Below are 26,364 nucleotides of genomic sequence, written 5' to 3'. Positions count from 1 at the left end.
TGACCGCCTGAAAGGCCAGGCGCGGCGTCGATACCCCTCCTGCGGAGCGACCATCGCGACTAGGGTTAGCCAGCAAGTCCGCCTTCGATCGCCGAGGGGCCATCCGGGCGAAGAGAACGCACGCTCACGGAAGAGAGCAGCTCAGAATGAAACTTGTTGTCATCGGCCAGGGGTACGTCGGCCTTCCCGTCTCCATGCGCGCGGTCGACGTCGGCCACGACGTGGTCGGTCTGGATCTGAGCGACGCACGTGTCTCAGACCTGCAGAACGGCGTCTCCTACGTGGAGGACATCTCCGATGCCGAGGTTCGCTCCGCCCTGGACAGCGGTCGGTTCATCGCGTCCAAGGACTACGCCGATGCGGCGGACTTCGATGTCGCCGTGATCACCGTGCCGACGCCGTTGCGAGACTCTCTGCCGGACATGCGGTTCATTGAGTCGGCCGGCGCCTCCCTGGCGGAGCATGTGCGGCCCGGTTCGACCGTGATCCTCGAGTCGACGACCTACCCGGGCACCACCGACGAGCTGCTCGTGCCCATCCTCGAACAGGGGTCCGGGCTCACGGCAGGCGAGGACTTCTACGTCGGCTACTCACCCGAGCGGATTGACCCGGGACGCAAGGACTGGACCTTCAAGACCACGCCGAAGGTGATCTCCGGCATGAACGAGGCGTCCCTGGCCAAGGTGCGAGAGTTCTACGACACGATCATCGACACCCCCGTGCCGGCCAAGGGCACGCGTGAGGCCGAGCTGACCAAGCTCATGGAGAACACGTTCCGCCACGTGAACATCGCCCTGATCAACGAGCTCGCGGTGTTCGCGCATCAGCTCAACGTGGACATCTGGGACGCCATCCAGGCGGCGAACTCCAAGCCGTTCGGCTTCATGAAGTTCACGCCCGGTCCGGGGGTGGGCGGACACTGCCTGCCGGTGGACCCGAGCTATCTCTCGTGGGCGGTCCGCAAGGACCTCGGGCAGACCTTCCGTTTCGTCGAGCTCGCCAATGACGTGAACGAGCACCAGCCGGTCTACGTGGTGGAGCGGGCCATGAAGCTGCTCAATGAGGACCGTAAGGCCCTCAACGGTGCCAAGGTCGCGATCGTCGGCCTCGCCTATAAGCGTGACTCGTCAGACCTGCGTGAGTCTCCGTCGGAGGCGATCGTGAAGCTGCTGCACGAGTACGGGGCGGACCTCAGCGCTCTGGACTCGTGGGTGCATGATCGTTCGTGGCCGCAGCATGTGCGGCGGCTGAACTCGGTCGCGGAGTTGAAGGATCACGATCTAGTGGTGCTCCTGACCGATCACTCGGACGTCGACTATCAGCAGCTCGCCGATCTCGGCGTACGGGTGTTCGACACGCGGAACGTCGTGCCGGCTTCGGCGGCGGTCACGGTTCTCTGAGGTGTCTGAGCCGATGACTGAGATCACCCCTGCGCAGGAGGCCGAGTCCGCCGCCGAGCGCCGAGACGGCGGCTCTCCGTGGCGTCCGTCGCGGAGGACGTGGGCCGCGTTCCTGCTGCTTGACGTCGCAGTGTGGCTGCTGGTGCTGCCCACAGCCGCCCTGCTGCGCTTCGACTTCAACGCGTACGCCGTCGAATGGGGTCCGCTGGCGGCAGTCGGTGTCATCACGGTGGTGCTGCAGCTCGTGCTCGGGTATCTGACGCACGTCTACCGTGGCCGTCACGGCTATGGGACCTTCGACGAGGTTCGAGCCCTTGCCCTGCTCGTGCTCATGGTGTCCGCCCTCGTCACCGTGGTGCTTCTGGCGGTCGGCGTCATGTGGGAGGTGCCGCGCAGCCTCATGCTGATCGCGGGACCCCTTGCGCTCGTGCTCATGCTGGGGGTGCGATACATCCAACGTATACGGCAGGAGCGACGCCACGGCCCCGGCGAGCACGCCGAGCCGACGATCGTCTACGGCGCGGGCGTTCTGGGCGATCAGTTGCTGCGGCGCATGCAGCTCGACGACGACTCGCGCTTCCGTCCGGTCGCGTTGCTCGATGACGACCGTCAGCTGCGCAACCGCGTCGTGCGCGGCGTACCGGTGCTCGGTGCCCTGAGTGACCTGGACGATGTCGTCACGCGGACCGGCGCCACGCAGCTGGTCGTGGCCATCTCGGCGGCCGACCATCACCTGGTCAAGAAGGTCGCCGATGCTGCGGCCCAGGCGGGTGTGCACGTGCGGGTGCTGCCGAAGCTCTCGAAGGAGCTGGCTGGCCATGCCGGTCTCGCGGATCTGCGTGACCTGTCGATCGAGGACCTGATCGGTCGCGAGACGGTCGACACCTCTGTGGAGGACGCCGCGGAGTATCTCGCGGGCAAGAAGGTGTTGGTGACGGGCGCCGGCGGCTCGATCGGTTCTGAGCTCTGCCGCCAGATCCAGCGCTTCGCTCCCGCGGAGCTGATCATGCTGGACCGCGACGAGACGCTGCTGCAGGAGGCCCAGCTCGAGACGGAAGGGCACGGGTTGCTCCACACCCGGGACGTCGTGCTCGCGGATATCCGCGACGACGACGCCCTCACCGCGGTCTTCGAGGAACGCCGGCCGGATGTCGTCTACCACGCAGCCGCGCTGAAGCACCTGCCGATGCTTGAGCAGTACCCCGATGAGGCGTGGAAGACGAACGTGCTCGGCACGCTCAACGTGTTGCGGGCCGCGCAGCGGGTCGACGTGCAGACGTTCATCAATGTCTCGACGGACAAGGCGGCCAACCCGACGTCCGCCCTCGGCCACTCCAAGCGTGTGGCGGAGAAGCTCACGGCGTGGATGGGTACGCAGACGGGGCGGCCGTACATCTCGGTTCGCTTCGGCAACGTGATCGGCAGTCGCGGCTCGATGCTGCCCACGTTCCACAAGCTCATCCGTCGGGGGCAGACGGTGACGGTCACCCACCCGGACGTCACGCGCTACTTCATGACCATCCCGGAAGCGTGCCACCTCGTCATCCAGGCCGGGGCCATCGGCACATCCGGCGAGGTGCTGATCCTCGACATGGGCGAACCAGTGAAGATCCTCGACGTCGCCGAGCGCATGATCGCGATGTCCGGCAAGGACATCGCCATCAAGTTCACCGGTCTGCGCCACGGCGAGAAGATGCACGAGGAGCTGATCGGCGCGGGCGAATCGGACGCACGTCCGCTACACCCGAAGATCTCGCATGCCTCCGTGCAGGTCCTCGCGCCGGAGAACCTCGACCGCGTCGAGTGGCTGCGGCGGATGGGCTTCGAGGAGGATGCGTTCGGGGCGCGCATCGATGAACAGCCGACTCGAGGAAGCCGCTCTGTGAAGGACGACCCAGACGCATGAAGATCGGCATCCTGACACAGTGGTACGACCCGGAACCCGGTCCGGCAGCATTGCCCGGTCTCATGGCGCGAGCGCTGGCTGCCCGCGGACACGACGTCACTGTCGTGACGGGTTTCCCGAACTATCCAGACGGGCGACTCGCCGCCGGTTACACGATGCGCCCACGCACCGTGGAGCACCGCGATGGCGTCCGGATCGTGCGGACAGCCCTGTTCCCGTCCCACGGCAGCGGCACGGTGGGGCGTCTGCTCAACTACGCCTCCTTCGCCGTCACATCCGCGCTTCTGGGCGCCGGTGAACTCAAGGACTGCGACGTCGTGTGGGTGAACTACTCGCCGATCACGATCGCGGCTCCGATGTTCCGAGCCCGCTACCTCCACGGGGTGCCCGTCGTGAGCGAGGTGGCCGACCTGTGGCCGGATACGCTCACCGCGTCCGGATTCGGACCCGGCGGGCGCGTCGGCAAGGCAGTCACCGCCGTGCTTCATCGCTGGACGAACGCCATGTATGCGGCCTCGGAGGCCGTTGTGCCCATTGCACCGTCGGTCGTGGACGTCCTGCATCGGCGTGGAGTGCCGCGAGACAAGCTCACGTATATTCCCAAGCCCGGCAACGAAGACGTGTTCGCGTCTGCGGGGCGGGACATTCGTGCCGAGCTGGGGATCGCTCCGGAGACGGTGGTCCTGCTCTACGCAGGTTCGATGGGTGCGGCCCAGGGCCTGGACGGCCTGGTCGAGGCCTGCCGCGGGGTCGATCCGAACCACCTCGTGTGCCTGTTGGCGGGCGGGGGAACTGAGGCCGACACGCTGCGTGCCGCTGCCGATTCGGTTCCTGCGGTGCGCTTTCTCGGACGTCGTGACCCTGCGGAGATGCCGGATCTCATGGCGACGGCGGACGTGTGTTACATCAGCCTTTCGGAGGACCCGCTCACCCCGTACACGATCCCGAGTAAGACGCAGGCGACGCTCGCGGCGGGTAAGCCAGCGATGGTGGCCGCCAGCGGCGACGTTGTCGCCCTGGTGGAGGCCGCGCACGCGGGCTTCGGTGTGGAGCAGTCCTCCGTCTCGTCGATCCGCGCGGGGCTGGATCGGCTCGTTGCTGAGGGGCGCGACGGCCTCGCACAATGGGGCGTGAACGCTGCACGTGCCTACTCCGAGAATTTCAGTGTGGATCGCGTGACGGACCAGATCGAAGGTCTGCTGGCGCAGATCGTGGGGCGGAGCCGGCTCGGCACGGCAGCTGCCGAGGTGGCGGACGTTCGCACCGGGCCGCTGCGTCGCAGGCACGTGAGGGCGGCAGCTGCACTGCACAAGGCAGCGTTCCCGGATTTCTTTCTCTCCTCGCTTGGGGAGGGGTTCCTCCGTGAGTTCTACAGCGGTTTCCTGCAGGACCCTGACGCCGTGACGACCATCATCGAGGACGAGGACCAGCGCCTGCTCGGGGTGGCCGTGGGCAGCCGGAACCCCGAGGGATTCTTCTCCCGCCTGCTGAAGCGGCGTCTGCTGGGTTTCGGTCTGCGCAGCGCCGGGATCGTGGCGAAGGACCCTCGGAAGGCCCCCCGTCTCCTGGCGGGACTGGCTTATCGGGGTGGGACGTCTGAACGTCCGCCAGCCGATGCTGCTCTGCTCAGCTCGATTTGCGTGGCACCCGAGGCGCAGGGCACGGGCACAGGACGTCGACTCCTCGAACGCTGGTGCGAGCAGGTCGTTCGCTCGGGCCGCACACACGCGATGCTCACGACCGACGCTGACGCGAATGACGCAGTCAACGCTTTCTACCGGCGCAGTGGCTGGACCGTGGAATCGGAGTACACCACCCCGCAGGGACGCCGTATGTACCGTTATGAGAAGCGCCTGGATTCCCCCGCGCCCGACCATTCGAGGAGCACGCATGCCTGAGTACCAGAACGAGCCCTTCCTTCCGTTCGCGCTGCCGGACATCACAGAGGCCGAAGTCGAGGCTGTTGCGGAGACGGTCCGATCCGGGTGGCTGACCACTGGGCCGAACGCGGCCGCGTTCGAGAAGGAGATGGCCGCATTCCTGGAGGGGGACGACGAGCTGCAGTGCATTGCGGTGAACTCGGCGACCGCGGGGCTGCACCTGGCGGTCGAGGCGCTTGGTGTCGGACCCGGCGATGAGGTCCTCGTCCCCGCCTGGACGTTCACCTCGACCGCCGAAGTCGTCCGCTACATGGGTGCCCGGCCGGTGCTGGTCGATGTCGATCCGGTGACCCTGAACATCGACTTCGCCGATGCGGAGCGACGGGTGTCGGAGAAGACGGTCGCCATCATGCCGGTGCATTTCGCAGGCCTGCCGGTGGACGGCCACGCACTGGCGGATTTCGCATCCCGTCACCGGTTGAAGGTGATCGAGGACGCGGCGCATGCGTTCCCCGTTCGCTCGGCCGGCGCATACGTTGGCAACTCCAGCTCAGACGCGGTCGTGTTCAGCTTCTATGCGACCAAGACCATCACCACGGGCGAGGGCGGCATGGTCATGGTGAAGGACGCGGACCTGGCCGCCCGGATGCGCACCATGCGGCTGCACGGCATCAGCCGTGACGTCTTCAACCGGTACCAGTCGAAGACGCCGTCATGGCGGTATGAGGTGGTGGCTCCCGGATTCAAATACAACCTGCCGGACACGGCCGCGGCCGTTGGGCGTGTGCAGCTGTCACGAGCCGTGGAGATGCGGGACAAGCGTCGCAGCATAGCGCAGCGTTATACGCGGGCTCTCGCGGACCTGCCGATCGAGCTTCCGCAATGGCATGAGGAGCCCGAGGCGCACGCGTGGCACCTCTTCGTCACGCGAATCGACGACGACGGTGCCGGCATGCACCGCGACCAGTTCATCGAGCGGATGAGTGAGCAGGGGATTGGCACCTCTGTGCACTTCATCCCGTTGCACCTGCACCCGTACTGGAACGAGTACTGCGCCGAAGGGCAGGAAGAGCTTCCCGTCGCCACCGCGCAGTTCGAACGCACGGTCAGTCTGCCGGCCTTCTCTTCCATGACCGACGAACAGGTCGAGCGTGTCATTGCGGCCGTCCGGACGGTGCTCTCATGACGCTCAAGCGTGCCCTGGACGTAGGCGTCTCGGCTGCCGCGCTACTCGCTTCTGCCCCTGTGATGGCCGCCGCAGGCGCGGCGGTGAAGCTGAGCTCGCCCGGTCCAGTGCTCTTTAGCCAGACGCGGATCGGGTTGGAAGGCACCCCCTTCCGCATCCACAAGTTCCGGACCATGCGTACGGATCACTCGGGTCTGGCGGTGTCTCAGTCCGGGGATGCACGTGTGACCGCCGTTGGGCGTGTGCTCCGCAAGACCAAGCTGGACGAGCTGCCTCAGTTCTATGACGTGTTGCGCGGGGCTATGTCACTGGTGGGGCCCCGGCCAGAGGTCCCGGAGTACGTGGCGCAGTGGCCCGACGAGCTGAGAGACGAGATCCTCTCGGTGCGTCCGGGCATCACTGATCCGGCCTCGATCCGGTTTCGCAACGAAGCGGACGAACTGGCCGCGGCGGAGGACCCCGAAAAGCACTACGTCGAGGTGCTCCTGCCGCAGAAGGCCCGCCTTTACGCCGAGTACGTCCGACACCGCAGCTTCACGGGTGACCTGGCGATCCTGGCCAGGACGGCCGTCGCTGTCCTCCGCGACTGACCCCGTCAGGCCCACCGCGGGTCCCAAGACCACGACGAGACCACCTTCAACCTTCAGGGAGCACACGCATGACCACCCCCGGCCGCACGATTCTCATCACCGGTGGAACCGGCTCCTTCGGCCACACCGTCACCCGCCGCATGCTCGAGCGGGACGACATCGAGGAGATCCGCATCCTCAGTCGCGACGAGGCCAAGCAGGACCAGATGCGCCATGACCTTGCCGACTCGCGCCTGCGCTTCTACGTCGGTGACATCCGTGACTACACCTCGGTCGAGCGTGCGGTGCGCGACGTCAACTACATCTTCCATGCTGCGGCACTGAAGCAGGTCCCGTCGTGCGAGTTCTTTCCCATGGAGGCGGTGCGTACGAACATCGTCGGCTCGGAGAACGTCGTGCGCGCGGCGGACTTCGCCGGTGTGGAATCTGTGGTGTGCCTCTCCACGGACAAGGCGGTCTATCCCGTCAACGCGATGGGCATGTCCAAGGCGATGATGGAAAAGGTTGCGCTGTCCTTCGGCCTGAACAACCGCTCGGCGGACACCACCGTTTCGTGCGTGCGCTATGGCAACGTGATGTACTCGCGGGGCTCGGTGATCCCGCTGTTCATCCGCCAGCTCAAGGCGGGCAAGAACCTGACCGTCACGAACCCGGAGATGACGCGGTTCATGATGTCGCTGGCGAATTCGGTCTCCCTCGTGGAGTTCGCGTGGGAGCACGCCGACCAGGGCGACCTGTTCATCCGGAAGTCCCCCTCGTGCACCATCAAGGATCTGGCGCAGGCGGTCATCAACCTCTTCCAGGCGGACGTGTCGATCGATGTGATCGGCACGCGGCATGCGGAGAAAGTCTCCGAGGCACTGGCTTCCCAGGAGGAGCTGGCCCGGGCCGAGGATATGGGTGACTACTTCCGCATCAAGGCGGACGCCCGGGATCTGAACTACGGTCCCTACGTGGAGGAGGGGGACAAGCGGCAGGTCATGTACGACGACTACGACTCGCATACCGTGGAGCGCATGACGGTGTCCGAGGTCGAGGACCTGTTGCTCACGCTTCCCGAGGTGCGGCGCGAGCTCGACGCCGCCGGCCTTCCGACTGAGAGGAACTGACCCATGGCCACGTTCGTCCTGACCGGTGCTGGGGGATTCCTCGGCTTCCACGTCCGTGCCGCGCTCCAGGAGCACGGCCACGAGGTGCGTTCCTTCGCGGTCGGCGACGCCCACGACGCGGCCGAGGCTGCACGACTCGTGGCCGGCGCCGACCAGCTGATCCACATCGCCGGGGTGAACCGTGGCGAGCACGAGCAGGTGGCGCGCGGCAATCGCGTGTTCGCGCAGCAGGTGGCCCAGGCGCTGCGGGCGGCGGAGAACCCTCCTGCCCGGGTGGTCTTCGCGAACAGCACTCACGCTGCGACGGACACGGTGTACGGCGAGGCCAAGCGGGAGGCGGGCCGCATCGTCTCCGACGCCGCCGAGACGGTGGGAGCGCACATGCAGGACATCCTGCTGCCCAACCTCTTCGGCGAGTTCGGTCGACCCTTCTACAACTCGGTCACCGCAACGTTCTGCCATCTGATCGCCACGGGTCAGGCGCCCGAGGTGACCGATGACAAGGAGCTCACCCTCCTGCACGCGCAGGACGCCGCCGATCTGCTGATCGGCGCGGTCGACCCTGCGGGTATGGGGGAGCTGACCGTGCAGGAGACCGTCTCCGGGCTCCGCGATCGTCTGCAGTCGATGGCCGGGACCTATGCCAAGACCGAGTTCCCAGACCTGGCCACGCGCTTCGACCGCGACCTGTTCAATACGTACCGCTCGTTCCTGTACCCCGAGGGACTGCCCTTGCCGATCACGCGTCACGCCGATCAGCGCGGTTCGTTCTTCGAGATCGTGCGCAGCCGGGGAGGCACGGGCCAGACCTCGTTCTCAACCACCGAGCCCGGGATCACGCGCGGCGACCACTACCACCGCCGCAAGGTCGAACGCTTCACGGTGCTGGCCGGTGAGGCCGAGATCGCGCTGCGCAAGTTGGGCACGGACGAGAAGCACGTTTTCCGGGTCAGCGGCGACGAGCCCCAGTCGGTCGACATGCCGACCTTCGTCTCGCACAACATCACGAACATCGGCTCCGGCACGCTGTACACGGCGTTCTGGACCAACGACATCTTCGACCCCACGAACCCCGACACGATTCCCGAGGTGGTGTGACCATGACCGGTCAGCAGAACCCGACGTCCGGCCGACTCAAGGTCATGACCGTGGTCGGCACGCGGCCCGAGATCATCCGACTCGCGTGCGTGATCAAGCGCCTGGAGAAGCACACGGACCACGTCCTGGTGCACACCGGCCAGAACTACGACCACTCGCTGAACCAGGTGTTCTTCGACGACCTGGGCCTGCGCGCTCCCGACCACTTTCTGGAGGCCGACACCTCCTCGCTCGGGAACGTGCTGGGTGACGTGCTCAAGGGCACCGAGAAGGTCATCCTCGAGGAGAAGCCGGATGCGATGGTCGTGCTCGGCGACACCAACAGCTGCGTCTCAGCCATCATGGGCAAGCGCATGAAGCTGCCGGTGTTCCACCTGGAGGCGGGCAATCGTTCGTTCGACCCGAACGTGCCGGAGGAGATCAACCGTCACCTTGTGGACCACGTCTCGGATTACAACCTGACCTATACAGAACACTCTCGGCGCAATCTTCTGGCCGAGGGGATGCACCCGCGCGACGTGATGGTCATGGGTTCGCCGATGCTCGAGGTGCTGAACTCCTACCGTGAGCAGATCGAGGCCTCCGATGTGCTTGAGCGCCTCGACCTGACGCCGGGGGAGTACTTGTTGGCCAGCGTGCATCGCGAGGAGAACGTGGACCGCGCCGACCGCCTGGAACAAGTGCTCGAATCGCTCAAGGCCGTCGCGGCGGACCAGGGCGTGCCCTTCCTCGTCTCGACCCACCCGCGCACCCGCAAGCGCTTGGAGCAGTTCGACCTCTCTGCGGACAGCTCGATCCGCCTGCACGAGCCGCTGGGCTTCCACGACTACAACAAGCTGCAGCTCAACGCCCGCTGCGTGATCTCCGATTCGGGCACCATTTCCGAGGAGTCCTCCATGCTCGGGTTCCCGGCGATCACGCTGCGCGACGCGATCGAGCGGCCAGAGGCGATCGACACCGGCGCGATCATCGCGACGGGGCTGAACCCGGCCGATGTTGTCGATTCGGTCCGCATCGCGATCGAGGATTTCCGGGAGGACGGCCGCACGACGATCCCGAACGACTACACGATCCACGACTCGTCGCGTCGCGTGGTCAACTTCATCCGCACGATGACGGGAACGCATCACCTGCGCCACGGGATCCGTCGGTGACGCGAACGAGTCGACCCGCCGCCGGCGCGATCGTCTGGGGGTGACTCGTCGGTGAACGACGGAGGATTCGGTTCGTTCCTTAGACGAGTTGTCTCGAGCGGACGTGCCTACAGCGCACTGATCAGCACCGGTTTCGCCAGCACCACGGGTTTCCTACTATCGGTCGGCATCGCACGAGAGTCGTCCGTCGGGCAAGTCGCGGAGTTCGCCGTGGGTTTTGCGGCGTACCTGCTCATCGTGGGACTTACCCGTGCCATGGTGTCCGAACCGGTCGCCGCAGACCTGCCCGGGCAGGCTGTCCTCCGGCATGCCGGGCAGCCGGTGGCCCTGTGGGGCACGGCTCTGGGGAGTATTTCGCTCCTGGTGGGGCTGCTCGTTGGCAACCCATTCCTCGTGTGCGTGGGCCTGGCCGCGCACGGACTGAGCCTGGGCGAGTTCAGCAAGTTCGCCGCGACGGCGTTCGGACGTCCGACCTTGGCGATCGGCCAGGAAGGTCTGCGGCTGGCCCTGTTCCTCGCTGGATTCGCTGTACCGGCCGTCCGCCAGGACCCGGTCCTGCTGTTCGTCGTCTGGAGCGCGGGAGCGGTTCTGGCCGGGTACGTGTTCACGGCGATCCAGGGGATCTACTTCCTGCCCCGGCTGCGGCGTGACATTGTGCCCGCGCCGGTGGCGATGTCGTACGGCGCGGACCATCTGCTCGGAGCCGGCACCACGCAGCTCTCGACCTTCGGGCTCGGCGCTTGGGCGGCTCCGGGAGCCAATGCGGCGATCCGTGGCAGCGGCACGATGCTCGGACCAGTGACAACGTTCGTCGTTTCCGGCCGTTCCCTGGTGATTCCATACCTCTCCCGTGGTCGGAAAGAGCAGCAGGGGCTGAAGCCCGCCGTACACCTCATTGCTGCGATGGCGCTGTTGGCGCTTCCGCTGCTTGTGCTGATCAACTTCATCCCCGACCCCTGGGGGCGCATGTTGCTTGGCGAGACGTGGCCGCTGACCGCCATGGTGCTGCCCGTACTCTCGGCGGAGGCGCTGATATCGTTGACCAGCACGGTCGCGTTCGCCGGGCATCGCAGCATGGGCGCCCACCGCCGCACGCTGCTGATCCGGCTGGTGATGTCCCCCGTGCGGCTGGGGCTGATCGTCGGGGGTGGGATCCTATGGGGCCCGTTCGGCGCCGCGTGGGGCACGCTGATTGCGAGCGCTCTGACATTCGCTGTGTGGTGGACCAGCTACGTCCAGTTGGCCAGGAGAGGAGCATGACCGTGAAAGCAGGCATTGTCTCGCTGGGTGAGGCAGGAAACCTCGGTGACGACCTGATCCTGTTGGCGCTGCTCCGGGCCATCGCCCAGGCGGATCCGGAGACGGAGGTGGCCTACCTCGGATTCGATTGTCCGTTGGACTGGGCGCAGCTTCGGTCCAGGCTCTCGCTCCCGGAGGCGTTGGAACGACGCGAATACGAGTACCGCGAGGTATTGCCCTCACGGCACCGGGTGTTCGACGACCGAGACGTCGTCTTCGTCGGCGGCGGCGGGCTCTTCCAGACGTCGCATCATCCACAGCGGCCCTACCATTGGCTCGGCTTCCTGCCGTTGAAGGGCTCGAACACGCGCGTAGTCGGCGTCGGGCTCGGATTCGGCCCGCTGAGCCGACGTTGGCAGGAGAAGTTCGGACGTCAGGCCTCGCCCTTCCATGAGCTGCATGTCCGCGACGACGACTCCCGCGACATGGTTGCGGGCTGGGGATGGGACGTCGAGCGGGGCGAGGACTTCGTCGATGAGGCCTTCCTCGGAGAACTCGTTCCCCGGCGTGACGGGCAGGGCCGGCCCGGCGGCGGGACTCTGGGGGTCAGCCTCCGGGAGTGGCCCGGGCTGGGCCAGGACGTTCTGTGTGACTTCCTGCTCGAGGCGGCGAAGCGCCACGACTGCGACCGAGCCGAGATCTTCGTCCTCGAGTCTAAGCACGGCGACGGCATTGACGTCGAGGCGAGCCGTCGCACGGCGCAGCGTCTCGGAGAGTCGCTTGAGACGAGAGTCACCACGTATTCGTCCGCTAATCTGCTCGAATTCGTCGAGGCGATGCGAGACGTGGACGTGGCCGTGTCGATGAAGCTGCATGCGAGCGCGATCTGGTCGAACCTCGGCGTGCCGATCTATCCGATCATCTATGCACCGAAGATCGCCGCATTCTTCGGAAGGCAGTACCGCGGACTCGAGCTCGTCGATCAGATCTGTCGGCCTGCCCCGCAGACTGTGGGGGTGCCGGCCGCCGTGACGGTCGCCGAGGCCTTGGCCTCCGCGTCCAGAGCGGATGAGCCCGGCATGGCCGCACACCGAAGCACGTGGCTGGGCGCCGTGCGAGAGCATGTGCGTTCCCTCACCCACGATGTACGACGCAAGCTCGCCCACCGGCGTGACACCGAGGAGACGAGATGAAGCTGCGAGACGCCCGCGGAGAGTTCCGACTCTCGCCAGACCGACTGCTCCGGGCCGTTGTGCGCCGTGTCCAGCTTCCGGTCAACTACGCCCGCTTGAAGTGGAACGCGGCGCACAGTGCCAGATCGGTGGTCGACCCTGCGAGCGGGGTCGTCGTGAGCATGACGACGCACGGTGAACGCCTCGAGACCGTTCACCTGACGATCCAGTCGATCGCTCAGGGCACCGTCCGTCCGAGTCGACTCGTCCTCGCGCTGGACAGTCCGCTGCCCGACGAGCTGCCCCAGGGGCTGCAGCGGATGGTGGACCGCGGGGTGGAGATTGTCGAATCGGCGGGTCGATACGGCCCGCACACGAAGTACTATCCCTATCTCTGCGCCAATCCGGAGTCTCAGGAGCGTCTGGTGACGGCGGATGACGACGTGATCTATCCGAGGACCTGGCTAGAGGACCTGCGTGCAGCCTCGGATCGGCATCCGGGCGACATCATCGCTCACCGCTGCCACCGCATTGGTGTGACGAGTGTGGCTGGGCGCCCCGAGATCCGTCCATACAATTCGTGGGAGCCGTGCCGAACCACCGAGCCGTCGCACCTGAACTTCCTCACGGGAGTGTCCGGTGTGCTTTACCCTATCGGGATGCAGCGGGCGCTCGTGCGCGAGGGCGAACGCTTCCAAGATGTCGCGCCGAAGGCGGATGACGTGTGGCTGAACTGGGTCGCGATGCGCGCAGGAGTCCGCGTCCGGCAGGTCCGCTCAGCTCCGCAGAACTACTCGACGGTGATGTCGACGCAGAGAACGACGTTGTTGTCATCGAACGTGCAAGAGAGCGCAAATGACCTGCAGATTCGTCAAGCCTATAGGTCAGGTGACATTGGACTTCTGATGCGGGAATTTTCTATCGAAGAGGTATGTGAAGATGGCCGTTGAAGTCGATTCCATACCTGAGGTGAATAAGGGCCGGCGTATGCCGCGCCGTCTCGTCGTGAGGTCCCGTCTTGCAGGATTTGTTCGTGAGTATCCTGTCACCTTTTCCGTTGTAGCTCCATTTTCCGTACTTATTATTCTGCCAGCGCTTATTTTTGGCAATGAGCACACTGGATTCATCGTCAAGATCTACTTGATAGCGATGGGTGCCTCAATCCTTGGCGAGATTCTCGTGAAGATCCTCTCGTGGTTTTTTGGCGCCCGGGGAACGCGTTTCGAGAGACTCATTGCCGCTCAGAGGACTGTGTCGCCGTGGGTGTCACGTGCCGCATGGCGAGTGGGTCTGTTGACGCTAGTGCTTGCTTCCTTAGCAAAGATCGTCGGCGCGCAGGCGGGTGTCGGCACGATTGAGAGTCAGGTGGCCGGAGGTGAGGCGGGGGCTGCTGGTGCGGTTGCCTCTATCGCTGCGCTCGCAGCCGGTATGGACGTCGTTGGATTGGGCCTGGTGATTTGGGCTCGTGCAATGGGGGCCGTGAGCAAGCGCGCATTTTGGTGGACTTTGATCAGTGCAACTGCCGTTGCATTCGTCCATGCCGTGATGCTCGCTGTGACGGCGCCGGCGTTCAAGTTCGTGGTGGTCATGGTCGTGAGCTTGCTGTTCGTTGGCTTGCTGCGAGTGCGGACGACCGTCTTGATTCTCTTGCTTGTCCTCGTTGCGTGGCCTGCTCTCTATGCAGTACGGAACGAGGCGCGTGCGGACCAGGGAGTTGAGGTTAGCCAGGAGGTTTCCGCATACGATCGCCTCAGGTATGACCTGCAGGTCGCGGATGCTGCTGAGCTTACTGCGGGGCAGGACATTGGCCAGGTCACCGGTTGGGAAGTCTTTCGATATGGGCTTGTCCCTCGAGTGTTTGACCCGGACCGTCCGCCGTTGAACACGGGAATGTTGATCAACACGGAGCTCCTAGGGGGGGCCGAGACGTCGTCTGCCACGTTTCTGCCGGTGGCCACCGCTTATGTGTTGGTTGGTGTCCGGGGAATGATTATTCTGTATTTTTCGCTGGCACTGGTTCCTTTACTCCTGTTGGGAGTGAGAAGGTCTATCGGACCATGGTCGTTCTCGGCAATGACCACGTTTAATGCCGCCGCTCTGGGTTGGTTCTCGGTTTACCCGGCCTCAGTTGTTCTGTTTCTGCAGAACTTGGTTTATCTGGCTGTAATCATTGTCGCTGTTAGGGTGTATGCATTCCTTCGCTTATGATTCCGGTTCTTTGTCGGCGCTCGCAAGAGACTTTCATGCTTGCAGGGCACTGGCGAATTGGTCGTGCAGCTTATTGGAGAAGCGCGGGCGATCGATCGATGGTGGTGTCGCTAGGGCGAGAAGCTTCGCGAACGTGAGCCCCTCACCCGCCCCGCAGCGACTCGCGCGTCCGCGCCGCAGAGTCCTTGACCACGGCGCGCAGGGGTGCGACGCCGTCGTCGGGGGATTGGCCCTCGGCCGGCGGCACTGAGGCCGCCTCCTGCTCGACGCGCCGCTGACGCTGTGCGGCGCCGCCATCGCGCATCATCTGGTGCACGTGGTCCAGCTCGGCCTCGCAGCCGAGCTCGCGAGCCACGGGGGCGAGCCGGTCCAGCTCGTCGGCCAGGTGCTCGCCGACGGCCACGTCGTTGCCCTTGCCGTCGATGATCACGCGCGCGTCGAGGCCGTAGCGGGCGGCCCGCCACTTGTTCTCCTGCGCGTACCACTCGGGCAGGATCTCCGGGGCGTCGCCGCCGCGGTCGAGCCGCGCGGACATGTCGTGCACCAGGCACTGGGTGAGCGCGGCGACGGAGGCGATCTCCTCGATCGTGGCCATGCCGTCGCACACCCGCATCTCCACTGTGCCCAGCCGCGGCACGGCGCGCACGTCCCAGCGGCACTCGGTGGCGTCCTCGACCATGCCGACCTTCACCATCTGGGCGATGCAGTGCTCGAACTCGGCGTAGTCCTCGAACTGGTGGGGCAGCCCCGCCGTCGGCAGCTGCTGGAACACCTGCGTGCGCTGGGACTGGTATCCGGTGTCCAACCCCGCCCAGAACGGCGATGACGCGGAGAGCGCGAGCAGATGCGGGAACCGGTTCACCAGGTGATTGACCATCGGCATGGCCTTCGAGACGTCGTCGACCCCCACGTGCACGTGCACCCCGAAGATCAGCATCTGCCGGCCCCAGTACTGGGTCAGCTCGACCATCTTCCCGTACCGCTCCTTGTCCGTGACCGGCTGCAGGTACGGCTCGGCGAACGGGTGGGAGCCCTGGCAGTAGAGGTGCAGCCCGCGCTGCTCAGCTGCGCCCAGCACGTCCGCGGCGATCCGCCGCAGCTCTTCGGCCGCGGAGGGCACGTTCTGGTGCACACCCGTCACCAGCTCGACGGTGTTGAGCAGCAGCTCCGCCGTGACGTGGGGGTTGTCCTCATCCGGGGCCAGACCCGCCGCCGCATTGGCCGCAGCGAGCACCTCGGGGGCCTCGGCGCGCAGATCGCCGGTGTCGGCATCGACGAGCGCGAGCTCCCACTCGATGCCGAGCGTCGACTGGGCGGACTTCTCGAAGGCAGCACTCATGCGTGGCATTCTACGGTCGCGCACCGCCGCGGGCCGGGCGGGTTCGTCACGTCGACCCGGTCGAGTGACGGGCATGACACGGCGGTGCCGGCATAGGCTGGCGAGCATGCCGCGCGACACCGCCGACCGCCCCTCCGCCGCCGCGTCACGCCGCGACGCCACCGAGCTGGCCCCCGTGCTCGAGCCCGCCGGGCTTGCCCTGCTCGACTCGCTCGGCCGTGACGACGAAGACCGGGCCGTCGCGGACCCCCTGGCCCTGTCCGGGCGGCTGCGCGCAGCCGGACACGAGCCGGGGCTCGTCGCCGCCGTGCTGACCCAGTTGGCTCTGCGCCACCGCGCCCGCTCGAAGCTCGGCGAGGCGGCCGGCGCGATGCTGCTCACCCGCGACGGCGTCGAGCAGGCCACCCGCCGCGTCGTGGCCGTCCAGCATGCCCGTCGTCTGGTGGCCGCGGGAGTGCGGCACGTCGCCGACCTGGGCTGCGGCATCGGCGCCGACGCCCTGGCGTTCGCCGACGCGGGGCTTGAGGTGACCGCCGTCGAACGCGATCCCGTTGTGGCCGCGGCCGCCGCCCACAACCTCGCCGACCGTCCCGGCGTGCGTGTCGTGACCGGCGATGCTGTGGCCTGGGCGCGCGAGCATGCCGACGAGGTCGACGCCCTCTGGTTCGATCCCGCCCGCCGGCAGATCGGCGGGCCTGGTGCGGGGGTGCGCGGCTCCTCCCGTGTGTTCGATCCCGAGGCCTTCTCCCCGCCGCTGTCCGTCGTGACGGGTCTGGCCGAGGCCGGCCGCCCCGTCGCGGTGAAGCTCGGCCCCGGACTGCCGCACGAGCACGTCCCGACGGGGGCGGAAGCGTGCTGGACCTCGGTCGGCGGGGACGTCACGGAGGTCGCCCTGTACCTGGGCTCGCTGGCCCGTGCCGACGTGCGTCGCGCGGCGCATGTGCTGCCCGCCGCCGCAACGGCGGAGGGAGCGCGCGAGCTCATCAGCGCCGCTGCGGCCGGGGCGTCGCCGGAACTGGCCGCCGTGGGCCAGGCCGGCCTCGACGAGCTGCCCGGGGCCGTGCTCTACGAACCCGACGGGGCCATCGTGCGGGCCGGGCTCGTCACGGACCTGGCGGGGTGGTGGTCCGATCAGCACGGCGTGCGCGTGCGCCTGCTCGATGAGCACCTGGCGTATCTGATCGCCGAGGAGGCCCTCCCGGCGCCCGCCGAGTCCCAGGACCCGGCCGGGGCGCCGGGCGGCAGGGACCCGGCCGTCCCGCTCGCGCACGGCTTCCGGGTCGAGGCGGTGCACCCGCTCGACGTCAAGGTCCTGCGCCGGTGGGCGCGCGAGCGGGCGCTCACGCGCCTCGACGTGAAGAAGCGCGGCGTCGATGTGACCCCGGAGAAGCTGCGCGCGCAGCTGCTGCCGAAGCCGGGGAAGACGCGCGGGGCCGGCCGGGCGGGAGCGCACGCCACGCTCGTGCTGGCCCGGGTGGGCGAGCGCCGCGTGGCGCTCGAGGTCACGCCCCTCGGCGGTGTGTGACGCCGCGTTTCTCCATTAGGGAACATTCATGTACGGTAATCGCGGCAGGTGAGGCTGTCCTTAGTCAGCCGCCCGGCACCGTGTCGATCGGCGCCCTGTCGATCGGCGACGCGCTGACCGACACGACGGACCCGCGCCTGCCATCCTCGACGAATGCGGCCCGTCCGCCGCCCCGACCCCTAGGACCCACTCATGGCACTTCGCTCCCGCGCCACCCGCGCCGCGTCCCTGTCCGTCGCCTCACTGCTGCTGCTCACCGCGTGCGGGACCGGGGCATCCTCGGACGGCGGCGACTCCCCGGCCTCCGGCTCCGGCAGCGCTGACGGCGGCGTCGCCGTGGGCGCTGAGGTCACCGACATGTCCGGGGCGACCGTGCAGATCCCCGAGGAGGTCGACTCGGTCATCGCGACCGACAACCGCTCCTTCCGCACCCTCGACGAGTGGGGCGTCGAGCTCTCCGCGGCCCCCAAGCAGATCATGTACGAGGGCGAGGGGGAGGTCTCCTACGTCAAGGACGAGAAGGTCACCGACATCGGCAACCACAAGGAGCCGGACATGGAGGCCTTCGTGACCGCCGAGCCGGATGTGGTCATCAACGGCCAGCGCTTCGCCGAGCGCAAGGGCGAGATTGACGAGCTGACCGGCGACGCCGCGATCGTCGACACGGACTTCAAGCCCGAGGACAAGCGCGTCGACAAGGGGCTCAAGGAGCTCACGACGCTGCTGGGCGAGGCCACCGGCCACGAGGACGAGGCGAAGCAGCTCAATACGGAGCTCGACGACTCGATCGCCCGGGCCAAGGAGGCCTACAACGGCGAGGACACCGTCATGGGCCTGATGGTCACCGGCGGCAACACCACCTACGTCGCTCCCGGCAACGGCCGCTCGATCGGTCCGCTGTTCGACATCCTGGACCTGAAGCCGGCCATCGACCAGCAGGGCTCCAACGACCACCAGGGCGACGACATCTCCGTGGAGGCCATCGCCAAGGCGAACCCGGACTGGCTGATCGTCATGGACCGCGACGCAGCGATCGGCGAGGACTCCGCCTCCGCCGACGAAGTCATCGAGAAGTCCGAGGCGCTGCAGGACGTCACCGCCGTCAAGAAGGGCCAGATCGTCTACCTGCCCGACGACTTCTACGTGGCCGAGGACATCCAGAACCACACGAAGCTCTTCAACGACCTGGCCGATGCATTCGAAGGAGCCCAGTGACCTCCGGCGTCTCCACGTACGCCCCTGATGGCGACGTCCTGGGCCGCGCCGACCGCTCCGGCGCGGCCCAGGACCACCGCTCGCACGGCCCCGCCCGGCCGGCCTCCAGCTCGGAGGCCGCGCCGGGCGAGCGCGTGTGCTGGGTGCCCTCCGCCGTCCTGCGCCCTGAGCGCACCCGGTGGCAGCGCACCTGGCCCCTGCTGATCGGCGCCGCGGTCACCCTCGCGCTCGCCGTCGCGTCCCTGTTCGTGGGCGTGTACGACGTCGCCGGTGCCGCCGACGGCTGGGAGATGTTCGCGATCACGCGCATCCCCCGTACGGTCGCGCTCGTGCTCGCCGGCGCCGTGATGGCCCTGTCCGGCCTGATCATGCAGCTGATGACGCAGAACCGGTTCGTCGAGCCCACCACGACGGGCACCACCGAGTGGGCCGGCCTCGGCCTGCTCACGACGATGATCCTGTTCCCGGGCGCCACTCTCGTCGGACGCATGGTCGGTGCGGTGCTCTTCGCGTTCATCGGCACGCTCGTCTTCTTCCTCTTCCTGCGCCGGGTGCGCCTGCAGTCCTCGCTGATCGTGCCGATCGTCGGCATCATGCTCGGCGCCGTCGTCGGCTCGGCCTCGACGTTCCTCGCGCTCGAGACGAACATGCTCCAGCAGCTGGGCACGTGGTTCGCCGGCTCCTTCACGGGGGTTGTGCGCGGCCGCTACGAGCTGCTCTTCCTCGTGCTGGTCGTCGGCGTGCTCGCCTTCCTGATCGCCGACCGGTTCACGGTGGCCGGGCTCGGCAAAGACATCGCCACCTCGGTGGGCCTGAACTACACCGCGGTCGTGTTCACCGGCGTCGCGATGGTCTCATTGGCCACCGGCGTCGTCACCGTGGTCATCGGCGCCCTGCCGTTCCTCGGCCTGGTGGTGCCGAACATCGTCTCGATGATCCGCGGCGACAACCTGCGCACCAACCTGCCCTGGGTCTGCATGGCCGGCGTCTGGGTCGTCATCGTCTGCGACCTGATCGGACGCACGATCATCGCGCCCTTCGAAGTGCCGATCTCCCTGATCCTCGGCGTCGTCGGCGCCGCCGCGTTCCTCGCCCTGCTGCTGCGGAGGGCCAAGCATGGCTGAGCCCACCGCCGCCCCCGCGCGCCCGGGCCTCGCCCCGGCACCGGACGAGCACGCACGCGAGCAGGCCGAGTCGTCCCGCCGCTCCGGACCCTTCGTGACGCCCGCGGCCCGACGTCGCCACCTGGTGCTCGTCGCGGCCCTGGTGCTGGTGTGCCTGGCCTCGACCGCCGGCATCCTGCTGTGGGGGAACAAAGCCGAGCCCGGATCCCGCGGCTTCTGGATGATCGTGCAGATGCGCATCGGGTCGATCGCCGTGATCGGCCTGGTCGCGCTGTGCCACGCCTTCGCGACCGTCACCTTCCACACCGTGACGAACAACCGGATCATCACGCCCTCGATCATGGGCTTCGAAGCCCTGTACATCGCGGTGCAGACCGTGGCCGTGTTCGTGCTGGGCGCGGCGGGAGTCTCGGCGGTGACCGGCGTCGGCCCCTTCCTCGCGCAGGCCGTGTTCATGGTGGCCCTGGCCACCGCCCTGTACACGTGGCTGCTCACTCGGCCCTACGGCAGCATGCACCTGTTGCTGCTGGTGGGCGTGGTGCTCGGCGGCGGTCTGGCCGCGATCAGCTCCTTCCTGCAGCGCCTGCTCGACCCGAACTCGTTCGACGTGCTCAGCGCCCGCCTGTTCGGCAACATCTCCAACGCTTCCGAGGAACTGCTGCCGGTGGCCGCGCCGATCGTGGCGATCACGTGCACCGCGCTGCTGCTCTCGGCCCGACGGCTGAACGTGGTGGGCCTGGGCGCCGACGTGTCCATCACTCTGGGGCTGCGCCATCGGCGGCAGATGCTGGTGATGCTGCTGCTGGTCTCGGTGCTGATGTCCATGACCACCGCGCTCGTCGGGCCCATGACGTTCCTGGGCTTCTTGGTGGCGACCCTGGCCTACGCGGTGACCGACACCTATGACCACCGCCTCGTGTTGCCTGTGGCCGCGTTGATGGGCTATGCCGTGCTCAGCACCGCCTATTTCGTGCTGCGCCACGTCTTCTACGCCGGCGGCGCGGTCACCGTCATCATCGAGCTGGTCGGCGGGCTCGTGTTCCTGTTCGTCGTCATGAGAAAGGGGCGGCTGTGATCCAGCTGCGGGGCGTGACCAAGCGCCACAGTGCCGAGACCGTCATCGGGCCGGTCGACCTCGACCTGCCGGCCGGGGGAGTGACCGCGCTCGTCGGACCCAACGGCGCCGGCAAGTCCACCCTGCTGACCATGATGGGCCGGCTGCAGGACGCGGACGCCGGCTCGATCAGCGTCGGCGGGCGGGACATCACCTCGACGCCCTCGCGTGAGATCGCCCGCACCCTGTCCATCCTGCGCCAGGAGAATCACTTCATCACGCGGCTGACGGTGCGCCAGCTCGTCGGCTTCGGGCGTTACCCGTACTCCAAGGGCCGGCTGACCCTCGAGGACGAGCGGTACGTCTCCGAAGCGATCGACTTCTTCGGTCTGACCTCGCTCGAGAACCGGTACCTCGACCAGCTCTCCGGTGGTCAGCGCCAGCGCGCCTACGTGGCGATGGTGCTCGCGCAGAACACGGAGTACCTGCTGCTCGACGAGCCCCTGAACAACCTGGACATGCAACGGTCGGTGCAGATGATGCGCCAGCTGCGCCGCGCCGCCGACGAATGGGGCCGCACCGTCGTGATCGTGCTGCACGACATCAACTTCGCGGCCCGCTACGCCGACCGCATCGTGGCCATGGGGGACGGGCGGATCATCGAGACCGGCACGCCCCGGCAGATCCTGCGCCCCGATGTGCTCGAGCGGATCTTCCACACGCCCTGCTCCGTGGTGGAGGGACCCGACGGGCCGCTGGCCGTGTACTACTGAGCCCGGACGGGCGAGCGCCCCGCGCCCGTCCGCTCACGGCGGAGCCCCGCTCCTGGCACTCGTGTTGAACGAGTGCCAGGAGCGGGGCTAGATTTGTCTTGGCACTCGGGACCATCGGGTGCCAATGCCTGAAGGAAGAGCCCGGCGGCACCCGCGACGACGTTGGGCTTCGAGACCTGTGGCGCACGACAATCCCGCATCGCGCCGGCCCAGACCGGCGCGGCAGACACGAAGGAGAGTGCAGCATGGCCGTTGCCATCAAGCCCCTTGAGGATCGCATCGTTGTCCGTCCGCTCGAGGCCGAGCAGACCACCGCCTCCGGCCTGGTCATCCCGGACACCGCCAAGGAGAAGCCGCAGGAGGCGCAGGTCGTGGCCGTGGGCCCGGGCCGCGTCGCCGAGAACGGCACCCGCATGCCGGTGGACGTCTCCGAAGGCGACGTCGTCCTCTACTCCAAGTACGGCGGCACCGAGGTGAAGGTCGGCGGCGAGGAGTACCTCGTCCTCTCGGCCCGCGACGTGCTGGCCGTCGTCGAGAAGTGACTCACGACGTCCCGCTGACCCCCTCTTCCCGAAAGGAGCGTTGAACCCATGGCCAAGCAGCTGACGTTCAACGACGACGCCCGCCGCGCCCTGCAGGCCGGCATCGACAAGCTCGCGGACACCGTCAAGGTGACCCTCGGCCCCAAGGGCCGCAATGTCGTGCTGGACAAGGCGTGGGGCGCGCCCACCATCACCAACGACGGCGTGACCATCGCCCGCGACGTCGAGCTGGACGACCCCTACGAGAACATGGGCGCCCAGCTCGCCAAGGAGGTCGCGACCAAGACCAACGACATCGCCGGTGACGGCACCACCACCGCGACCGTGCTGGCCCAGGCCCTCGTGAACGAGGGCATGCGCCAGGTGGCCGCAGGCGCCGCCCCGAACGAGATCAAGAAGGGCATCGAGACGGCCGTGGCCGCCGTCGAGCGCCGCCTGCAGGAGAACGCCCGCGACGTCGAGGGCGCGGAGGTCGCCCACGTGGCCGCGATCTCCGCCCAGAACGACGAGGTCGGCGAGCTGCTGGCCCGCGCGTTCGACACGGTCGGCACCGACGGCGTCATCACGATCGAGGAGTCCTCGACCACCTCGACCGAGCTGGACGTCACCGAGGGCATGCAGTTCGACAAGGGCTTTCTCTCGCCCTACATGGTCACTGACGCCGAGCGTCAGGAGGCCGTGCTGGAGGACGCCCACGTGCTGCTGAACTCCGGCAAGATCTCCAACGTGCAGGAGCTGCTGCCCCTGCTCGAGAAGGTCCTGCAGTCCAACAAGCCGCTGTTCATCGTGGCCGAGGACATCGAGGGCGAGGCCCTGTCCACCCTCGTGGTGAACAAGCTGCGCGGCACCCTGAACGTGGTGGCCGTCAAGGCCCCGGGCTTCGGCGACCGCCGCAAGGCCATGATGCAGGACCTGGCGATCCTCACCGGTGCGCAGGTCGTCTCCCCGGACCTGGGCATGAAGCTCGAGCAGGCCGATCTCGACGTGCTGGGCACCGCCCGCCGCGTCACCGTCACGAAGGACTCGACCACCGTCGTCGACGGCGGCGGCAAGGCCGAGGACGTCGACGCCCGCGTCGCGCAGATCAAGGCCGAGGCGGCCGCCACCGACTCCGACTGGGACCGGGAGAAGCTCCAGGAGCGCCTGGCCAAGCTCGCCGGCGGCATCGGCGTGATCCGCGTGGGCGCTGCGACCGAGGTCGAGCTCAAGGAGCGCAAGCACCGGATCGAGGACGCCGTGTCCTCGACCCGTGCCGCGCTCGAGGAGGGCATCGTCGCCGGCGGCGGCACCGCCCTGATCAACGCCCTGTCCGTGCTGGACGAGGACGCCGACGTCACGGCCCTGACCGGTGACGCCGTCGTGGGCGTGGAGATCGTGCGCAAGGCCCTCAAGCAGCCGCTGCGCTGGATCGCCCAGAACGCCGGTGAGGACGGCTTCGTCGTCGTCTCGCGTGTGGCCGAGATGGAGCCGAACCACGGCTTCAACGCCAAGACTGGCGTGTACGGCGATCTGCTGTCCGACGGTGTGATCGACCCGGTCAAGGTGACGCGTTCGGCCCTGGCCAACGCGGCCTCGATCGCCGCGCTCGTGCTCACCACCGAGACCCTCGTGGCCGATAAGCCCGAGGAGGACGAGGACGAGCACCAGCACTGACCCCGTGCTCGTGTCGGCACAGCACCGCTGAGCCGACACGAGCGGGCAGGCCGAGCCGGTCGGCCGCAGCGCCCCGACGGACCGCGTGTCCGTCGGGGCGCGTGTGCGTTCTGCCTGCCCGGGCGGGCGCCTCCCGTCGATTCGCCTCCGGCTGTGGCCTGGGCCAATCTAGGGAGCATGAGCAGACGCACCTCTGACACCCCGAAGAACGACGCTCCGCCCGGCCGCGACCGCGACGGCGCTCAGGCCACGGCGAGCTCCGGCCAGGAGCGGCCCGCCCGACGCTTCCTGCGCGAGGTCACCTATCCGCACGGCATTCACCCGGCACTCGTGCCGGGCGTCTGCATCGAGGACCAGAAGGTCCGCTACGGCGTGGACAAGGCCATCCTCTTCCCCGTGGGCCTGGCGATCCTCGCGTTCGTCGCGTGGGGCATGCTGCAGCCCAAGCAGGTGGCCGACTCCTCGGGCGCCGCGCTGACCTGGGTGATGCAGAACCTCGGCTGGCTGTTCACCATGCTCGCGGCCGGACTGTTCATCCTGATGCTGGTTCTGGCGTTCAGCCGGTACGGTCGCATCCCCCTGGGACTGGACGATGAGAAGCCCGAGTACTCCACGATGTCCTGGGCCGCCATGCTGTTCGCGGCCGGCATCGGCATCGGCATCATCTTCTTCGGCCCCTTCGAACCGCTGAGCTACTACCTCTCGCCGCGCCCCGGCGCCTATGACCCGGCCAGCACGGAGGCCGTGAAGGGCGCGATGGCACAGGCGGCCATGCACTGGGGCGTCAACGCGTGGGCGATCTACGGCATCGTCGGCCTGGCGGTCGCCTACGTCTCCTATCGGCGCGGACGCGTCCCGCTGATGAGCTCGATCCTCACCCCGCTGTTCGGCGGCGACCACCGCTCGCTGCACGCCCGTGTCATCGACGGCCTGGCCATCATCGCCACCCTGTTCGGCACCGCCGCCTCCCTGGGCATCGGCGCCCTGCAGATCGGCCGCGGCGTGCAGATCGTCACCGGCTGGGACACCCCGGGCAACACCCTCGCCCTGGTCATCATCACGGTGCTGACGATCGGCACGATCGTCTCGGCCGTCTCCGGTGTCGCCAAGGGCATCCGCTGGCTCTCGAACATCAACATGGTGCTGGCGATGTGCCTGGCCCTGTTCTTCTTCGTCGTGGGCCCCACGGCGTTTTTGATCAACGTGATCCCCGCGGTGATCGTCGAGTACGTCGACCAGATGGCGCCCATGCTCTCGGCCTCGATGGCCGACGGGGAGGACATGCAGGCCTTCCTCTCGGCCTGGACCACGTTCTACTGGGCCTGGTGGGTCAGCTGGGCGCCGTTCGTCGGCGTGTTCGTCGCCAAGATCTCCCGCGGGCGCACCATCCGCCAGTTCGTGCTCGGCGTGCTGCTGATCCCCTCGACGATCATCATCCTGGCGTTCACGGTCCTGGGCGGAACCACCATCTGGCTGCAGCGCCGGCACGGCACGATCGCCCCCGACGGCACCGCCGAGTCGATGCCCGCTCCGCCGGAGATCTTCTACACGGTGCTCGAGCAGCTGCCCGGTGCGTCGGTGATCGCCCCGGTCGTGATCGTGATGCTCGCGGTCTTCTTCATCACCACCGCGGACTCTGCTTCGCTGGTGAACTCGCAGCTGTCCCAGGGCGGCAACCCCGAGCCGCGGCGCACCGTCACCGCGTTCTGGGCGGTGTGCATGGCGGGCATCGCGGTGGTCATGCTGCTCACCGGCGGTGAGAACGCGCTGACGGGCCTGCAGAACCTCATCACCATCACGGCGCTGCCGTTCGCCGCGATCATCGTGCTGATGTGCATCGCCCTGCTCAAGGAGCTGCGCAACGATCCGATGGCGATCCGTGACCAGTACGAGCGCTGGGCGCTGCAGAAGGCGGTCCGCCGCGGCATCGCCGAGCACGGTGACGACTTCACACTGTCGCTCGAGCCCACGGCGCACGACAGCGTGAACGCCACCGGGGCCGACTTCGACTCCACCGACGAGAGCGTCACCGACTGGTACGCGCGCACCGATGAGAACGGGAATCCGATCGGGTACGACTACGAGACCGGCGAGTACCTCGAGGACCCCGGGACGAGCGAGCCGGCCGACACGTCAGGACGCTGAGCCGCACACCAGGCCGGCCCGGCCCCTCCCCGCGTGGGAAGGGCCGGGCCGT

21 protein-coding genes are annotated in these 26,364 nt (G+C 67.5%); 20 read left to right on the top strand and 1 reads right to left on the bottom strand.

Translation table 11 applies throughout. The features are described from left to right. The first annotated feature begins 146 nt into the window (after positions 1-146). The 12 genes from HDA30_RS06050 (at position 147) to HDA30_RS05995 (ending at position 14,942) form a co-directional block, all read left to right on the top strand. On the top strand, positions 147-1,400 hold the full coding sequence (locus HDA30_RS06050; RefSeq protein ID WP_184241406.1) for a nucleotide sugar dehydrogenase: 1,254 nt from the start codon (positions 147-149) through the stop codon (positions 1,398-1,400). A gap of 13 nt (positions 1,401-1,413) precedes the next feature. After that, positions 1,414-3,306, top strand: a complete 1,893-nt coding sequence (locus tag HDA30_RS06045) for a nucleoside-diphosphate sugar epimerase/dehydratase (RefSeq protein ID WP_184241405.1) — start codon at positions 1,414-1,416, stop codon at positions 3,304-3,306. Further along, positions 3,303-5,204, top strand: a complete 1,902-nt coding sequence (locus HDA30_RS06040) for a GNAT family N-acetyltransferase (RefSeq protein ID WP_184241404.1) — start codon at positions 3,303-3,305, stop codon at positions 5,202-5,204. The genes HDA30_RS06045 and HDA30_RS06040 overlap by 4 nt, the downstream gene beginning before the upstream one ends. Next, entirely contained in the window at positions 5,197-6,372 is a 1,176-nt protein-coding gene (locus HDA30_RS06035; protein WP_184241403.1) for a DegT/DnrJ/EryC1/StrS family aminotransferase, read from the top strand. Before HDA30_RS06040 ends, HDA30_RS06035 begins: the two co-directional genes overlap by 8 nt. Next, positions 6,369-6,962: a sugar transferase gene (locus HDA30_RS06030; RefSeq protein WP_184241402.1), complete on the top strand. Its 594-nt coding sequence runs from the start codon at positions 6,369-6,371 to the stop codon at positions 6,960-6,962. The genes HDA30_RS06035 and HDA30_RS06030 overlap by 4 nt, the downstream gene beginning before the upstream one ends. 68 nt (positions 6,963-7,030) lie before the next feature. Next, the gene (locus tag HDA30_RS06025; protein WP_184241401.1) at positions 7,031-8,071 is read left to right on the top strand and encodes a polysaccharide biosynthesis protein; all 1,041 of its coding nucleotides are present in this window, start codon (positions 7,031-7,033) and stop codon (positions 8,069-8,071) included. Between the two features lie 3 nt (positions 8,072-8,074). Further along, a complete protein-coding gene (locus HDA30_RS06020; RefSeq protein ID WP_184241400.1) occupies positions 8,075-9,169 on the top strand; it encodes a polysaccharide biosynthesis C-terminal domain-containing protein in 1,095 nt (364 codons plus the stop codon). Between the two features lie 2 nt (positions 9,170-9,171). Next, the gene (gene wecB / locus HDA30_RS06015) at positions 9,172-10,323 is read left to right on the top strand and encodes a non-hydrolyzing UDP-N-acetylglucosamine 2-epimerase (protein ID WP_184241399.1); all 1,152 of its coding nucleotides are present in this window, start codon (positions 9,172-9,174) and stop codon (positions 10,321-10,323) included. A gap of 210 nt (positions 10,324-10,533) precedes the next feature. Then, complete coding sequence (locus HDA30_RS06010) at positions 10,534-11,583, top strand: MATE family efflux transporter (RefSeq protein ID WP_184241398.1); 1,050 nt, start codon at positions 10,534-10,536, stop codon at positions 11,581-11,583. Beyond that, the gene (locus HDA30_RS06005; RefSeq protein WP_184241397.1) at positions 11,580-12,755 is read left to right on the top strand and encodes a polysaccharide pyruvyl transferase family protein; all 1,176 of its coding nucleotides are present in this window, start codon (positions 11,580-11,582) and stop codon (positions 12,753-12,755) included. Before HDA30_RS06010 ends, HDA30_RS06005 begins: the two co-directional genes overlap by 4 nt. Further along, positions 12,752-13,684, top strand: a complete 933-nt coding sequence (locus tag HDA30_RS06000; RefSeq protein ID WP_184241396.1) for a glycosyltransferase family 2 protein — start codon at positions 12,752-12,754, stop codon at positions 13,682-13,684. Before HDA30_RS06005 ends, HDA30_RS06000 begins: the two co-directional genes overlap by 4 nt. Further along, entirely contained in the window at positions 13,668-14,942 is a 1,275-nt protein-coding gene (locus tag HDA30_RS05995) for a hypothetical protein (protein WP_184241395.1), read from the top strand. The genes HDA30_RS06000 and HDA30_RS05995 overlap by 17 nt, the downstream gene beginning before the upstream one ends. Before the next feature lie 142 nt (positions 14,943-15,084). Here the strand turns inward: HDA30_RS05995 and HDA30_RS05990 are convergent, their stop codons facing one another. Beyond that, on the bottom strand, positions 15,085-16,281 hold the full coding sequence (locus HDA30_RS05990) for a glutamate--cysteine ligase (RefSeq protein WP_184241394.1): 1,197 nt from the start codon (positions 16,279-16,281) through the stop codon (positions 15,085-15,087). A gap of 106 nt (positions 16,282-16,387) precedes the next feature. On the opposite strand from HDA30_RS05990, the gene HDA30_RS05985 reads away from it, so the two are divergent. The 8 genes from HDA30_RS05985 to HDA30_RS05950 all read left to right on the top strand — a co-directional run bounded on the left by HDA30_RS05985 (position 16,388) and on the right by HDA30_RS05950 (position 26,312). After that, positions 16,388-17,806, top strand: coding sequence for a class I SAM-dependent methyltransferase (locus HDA30_RS05985; RefSeq protein ID WP_246418712.1), 1,419 nt, complete (start codon positions 16,388-16,390; stop codon positions 17,804-17,806). Positions 17,807-17,998: 192 nt separating this feature from the next. Next, a complete protein-coding gene (locus HDA30_RS05980) occupies positions 17,999-19,021 on the top strand; it encodes a siderophore ABC transporter substrate-binding protein (RefSeq protein WP_184241392.1) in 1,023 nt (340 codons plus the stop codon). A gap of 158 nt (positions 19,022-19,179) precedes the next feature. Then, complete coding sequence (locus tag HDA30_RS05975) at positions 19,180-20,145, top strand: ABC transporter permease (RefSeq protein ID WP_221419208.1); 966 nt, start codon at positions 19,180-19,182, stop codon at positions 20,143-20,145. Continuing rightward, positions 20,138-21,220 carry an iron chelate uptake ABC transporter family permease subunit gene (locus HDA30_RS05970; RefSeq protein WP_184241391.1) on the top strand — a complete coding sequence of 361 codons (1,083 nt, stop codon included), beginning with the start codon at positions 20,138-20,140 and terminating at the stop codon, positions 21,218-21,220. Before HDA30_RS05975 ends, HDA30_RS05970 begins: the two co-directional genes overlap by 8 nt. Beyond that, positions 21,217-21,972 carry an iron ABC transporter ATP-binding protein gene (locus HDA30_RS05965; RefSeq protein WP_158496623.1) on the top strand — a complete coding sequence of 252 codons (756 nt, stop codon included), beginning with the start codon at positions 21,217-21,219 and terminating at the stop codon, positions 21,970-21,972. Before HDA30_RS05970 ends, HDA30_RS05965 begins: the two co-directional genes overlap by 4 nt. A 245-nt stretch (positions 21,973-22,217) precedes the next feature. Then, positions 22,218-22,514 (top strand): co-chaperone GroES, encoded by a 297-nt coding sequence (gene groES, locus HDA30_RS05960; protein WP_158496624.1) that lies wholly within the window; start codon positions 22,218-22,220, stop codon positions 22,512-22,514. Positions 22,515-22,562: 48 nt separating this feature from the next. Next, a complete protein-coding gene (groL, locus tag HDA30_RS05955) occupies positions 22,563-24,167 on the top strand; it encodes a chaperonin GroEL (RefSeq protein WP_184241390.1) in 1,605 nt (534 codons plus the stop codon). A 177-nt stretch (positions 24,168-24,344) separates the two neighbouring features. Beyond that, positions 24,345-26,312 carry a BCCT family transporter gene (locus HDA30_RS05950; RefSeq protein WP_184241389.1) on the top strand — a complete coding sequence of 656 codons (1,968 nt, stop codon included), beginning with the start codon at positions 24,345-24,347 and terminating at the stop codon, positions 26,310-26,312. Positions 26,313-26,364: the final 52 nt, after the last annotated feature.

It is taken from the genome of Micrococcus cohnii, assembly GCF_014205175.1.
Classification (GTDB): Bacteria; Actinomycetota; Actinomycetes; order Actinomycetales; family Micrococcaceae; genus Micrococcus; species Micrococcus cohnii.
The sequence above is the reverse complement of the archived record's forward strand: the minus strand, read 5'-3'. Positions and strand labels throughout refer to the sequence as shown.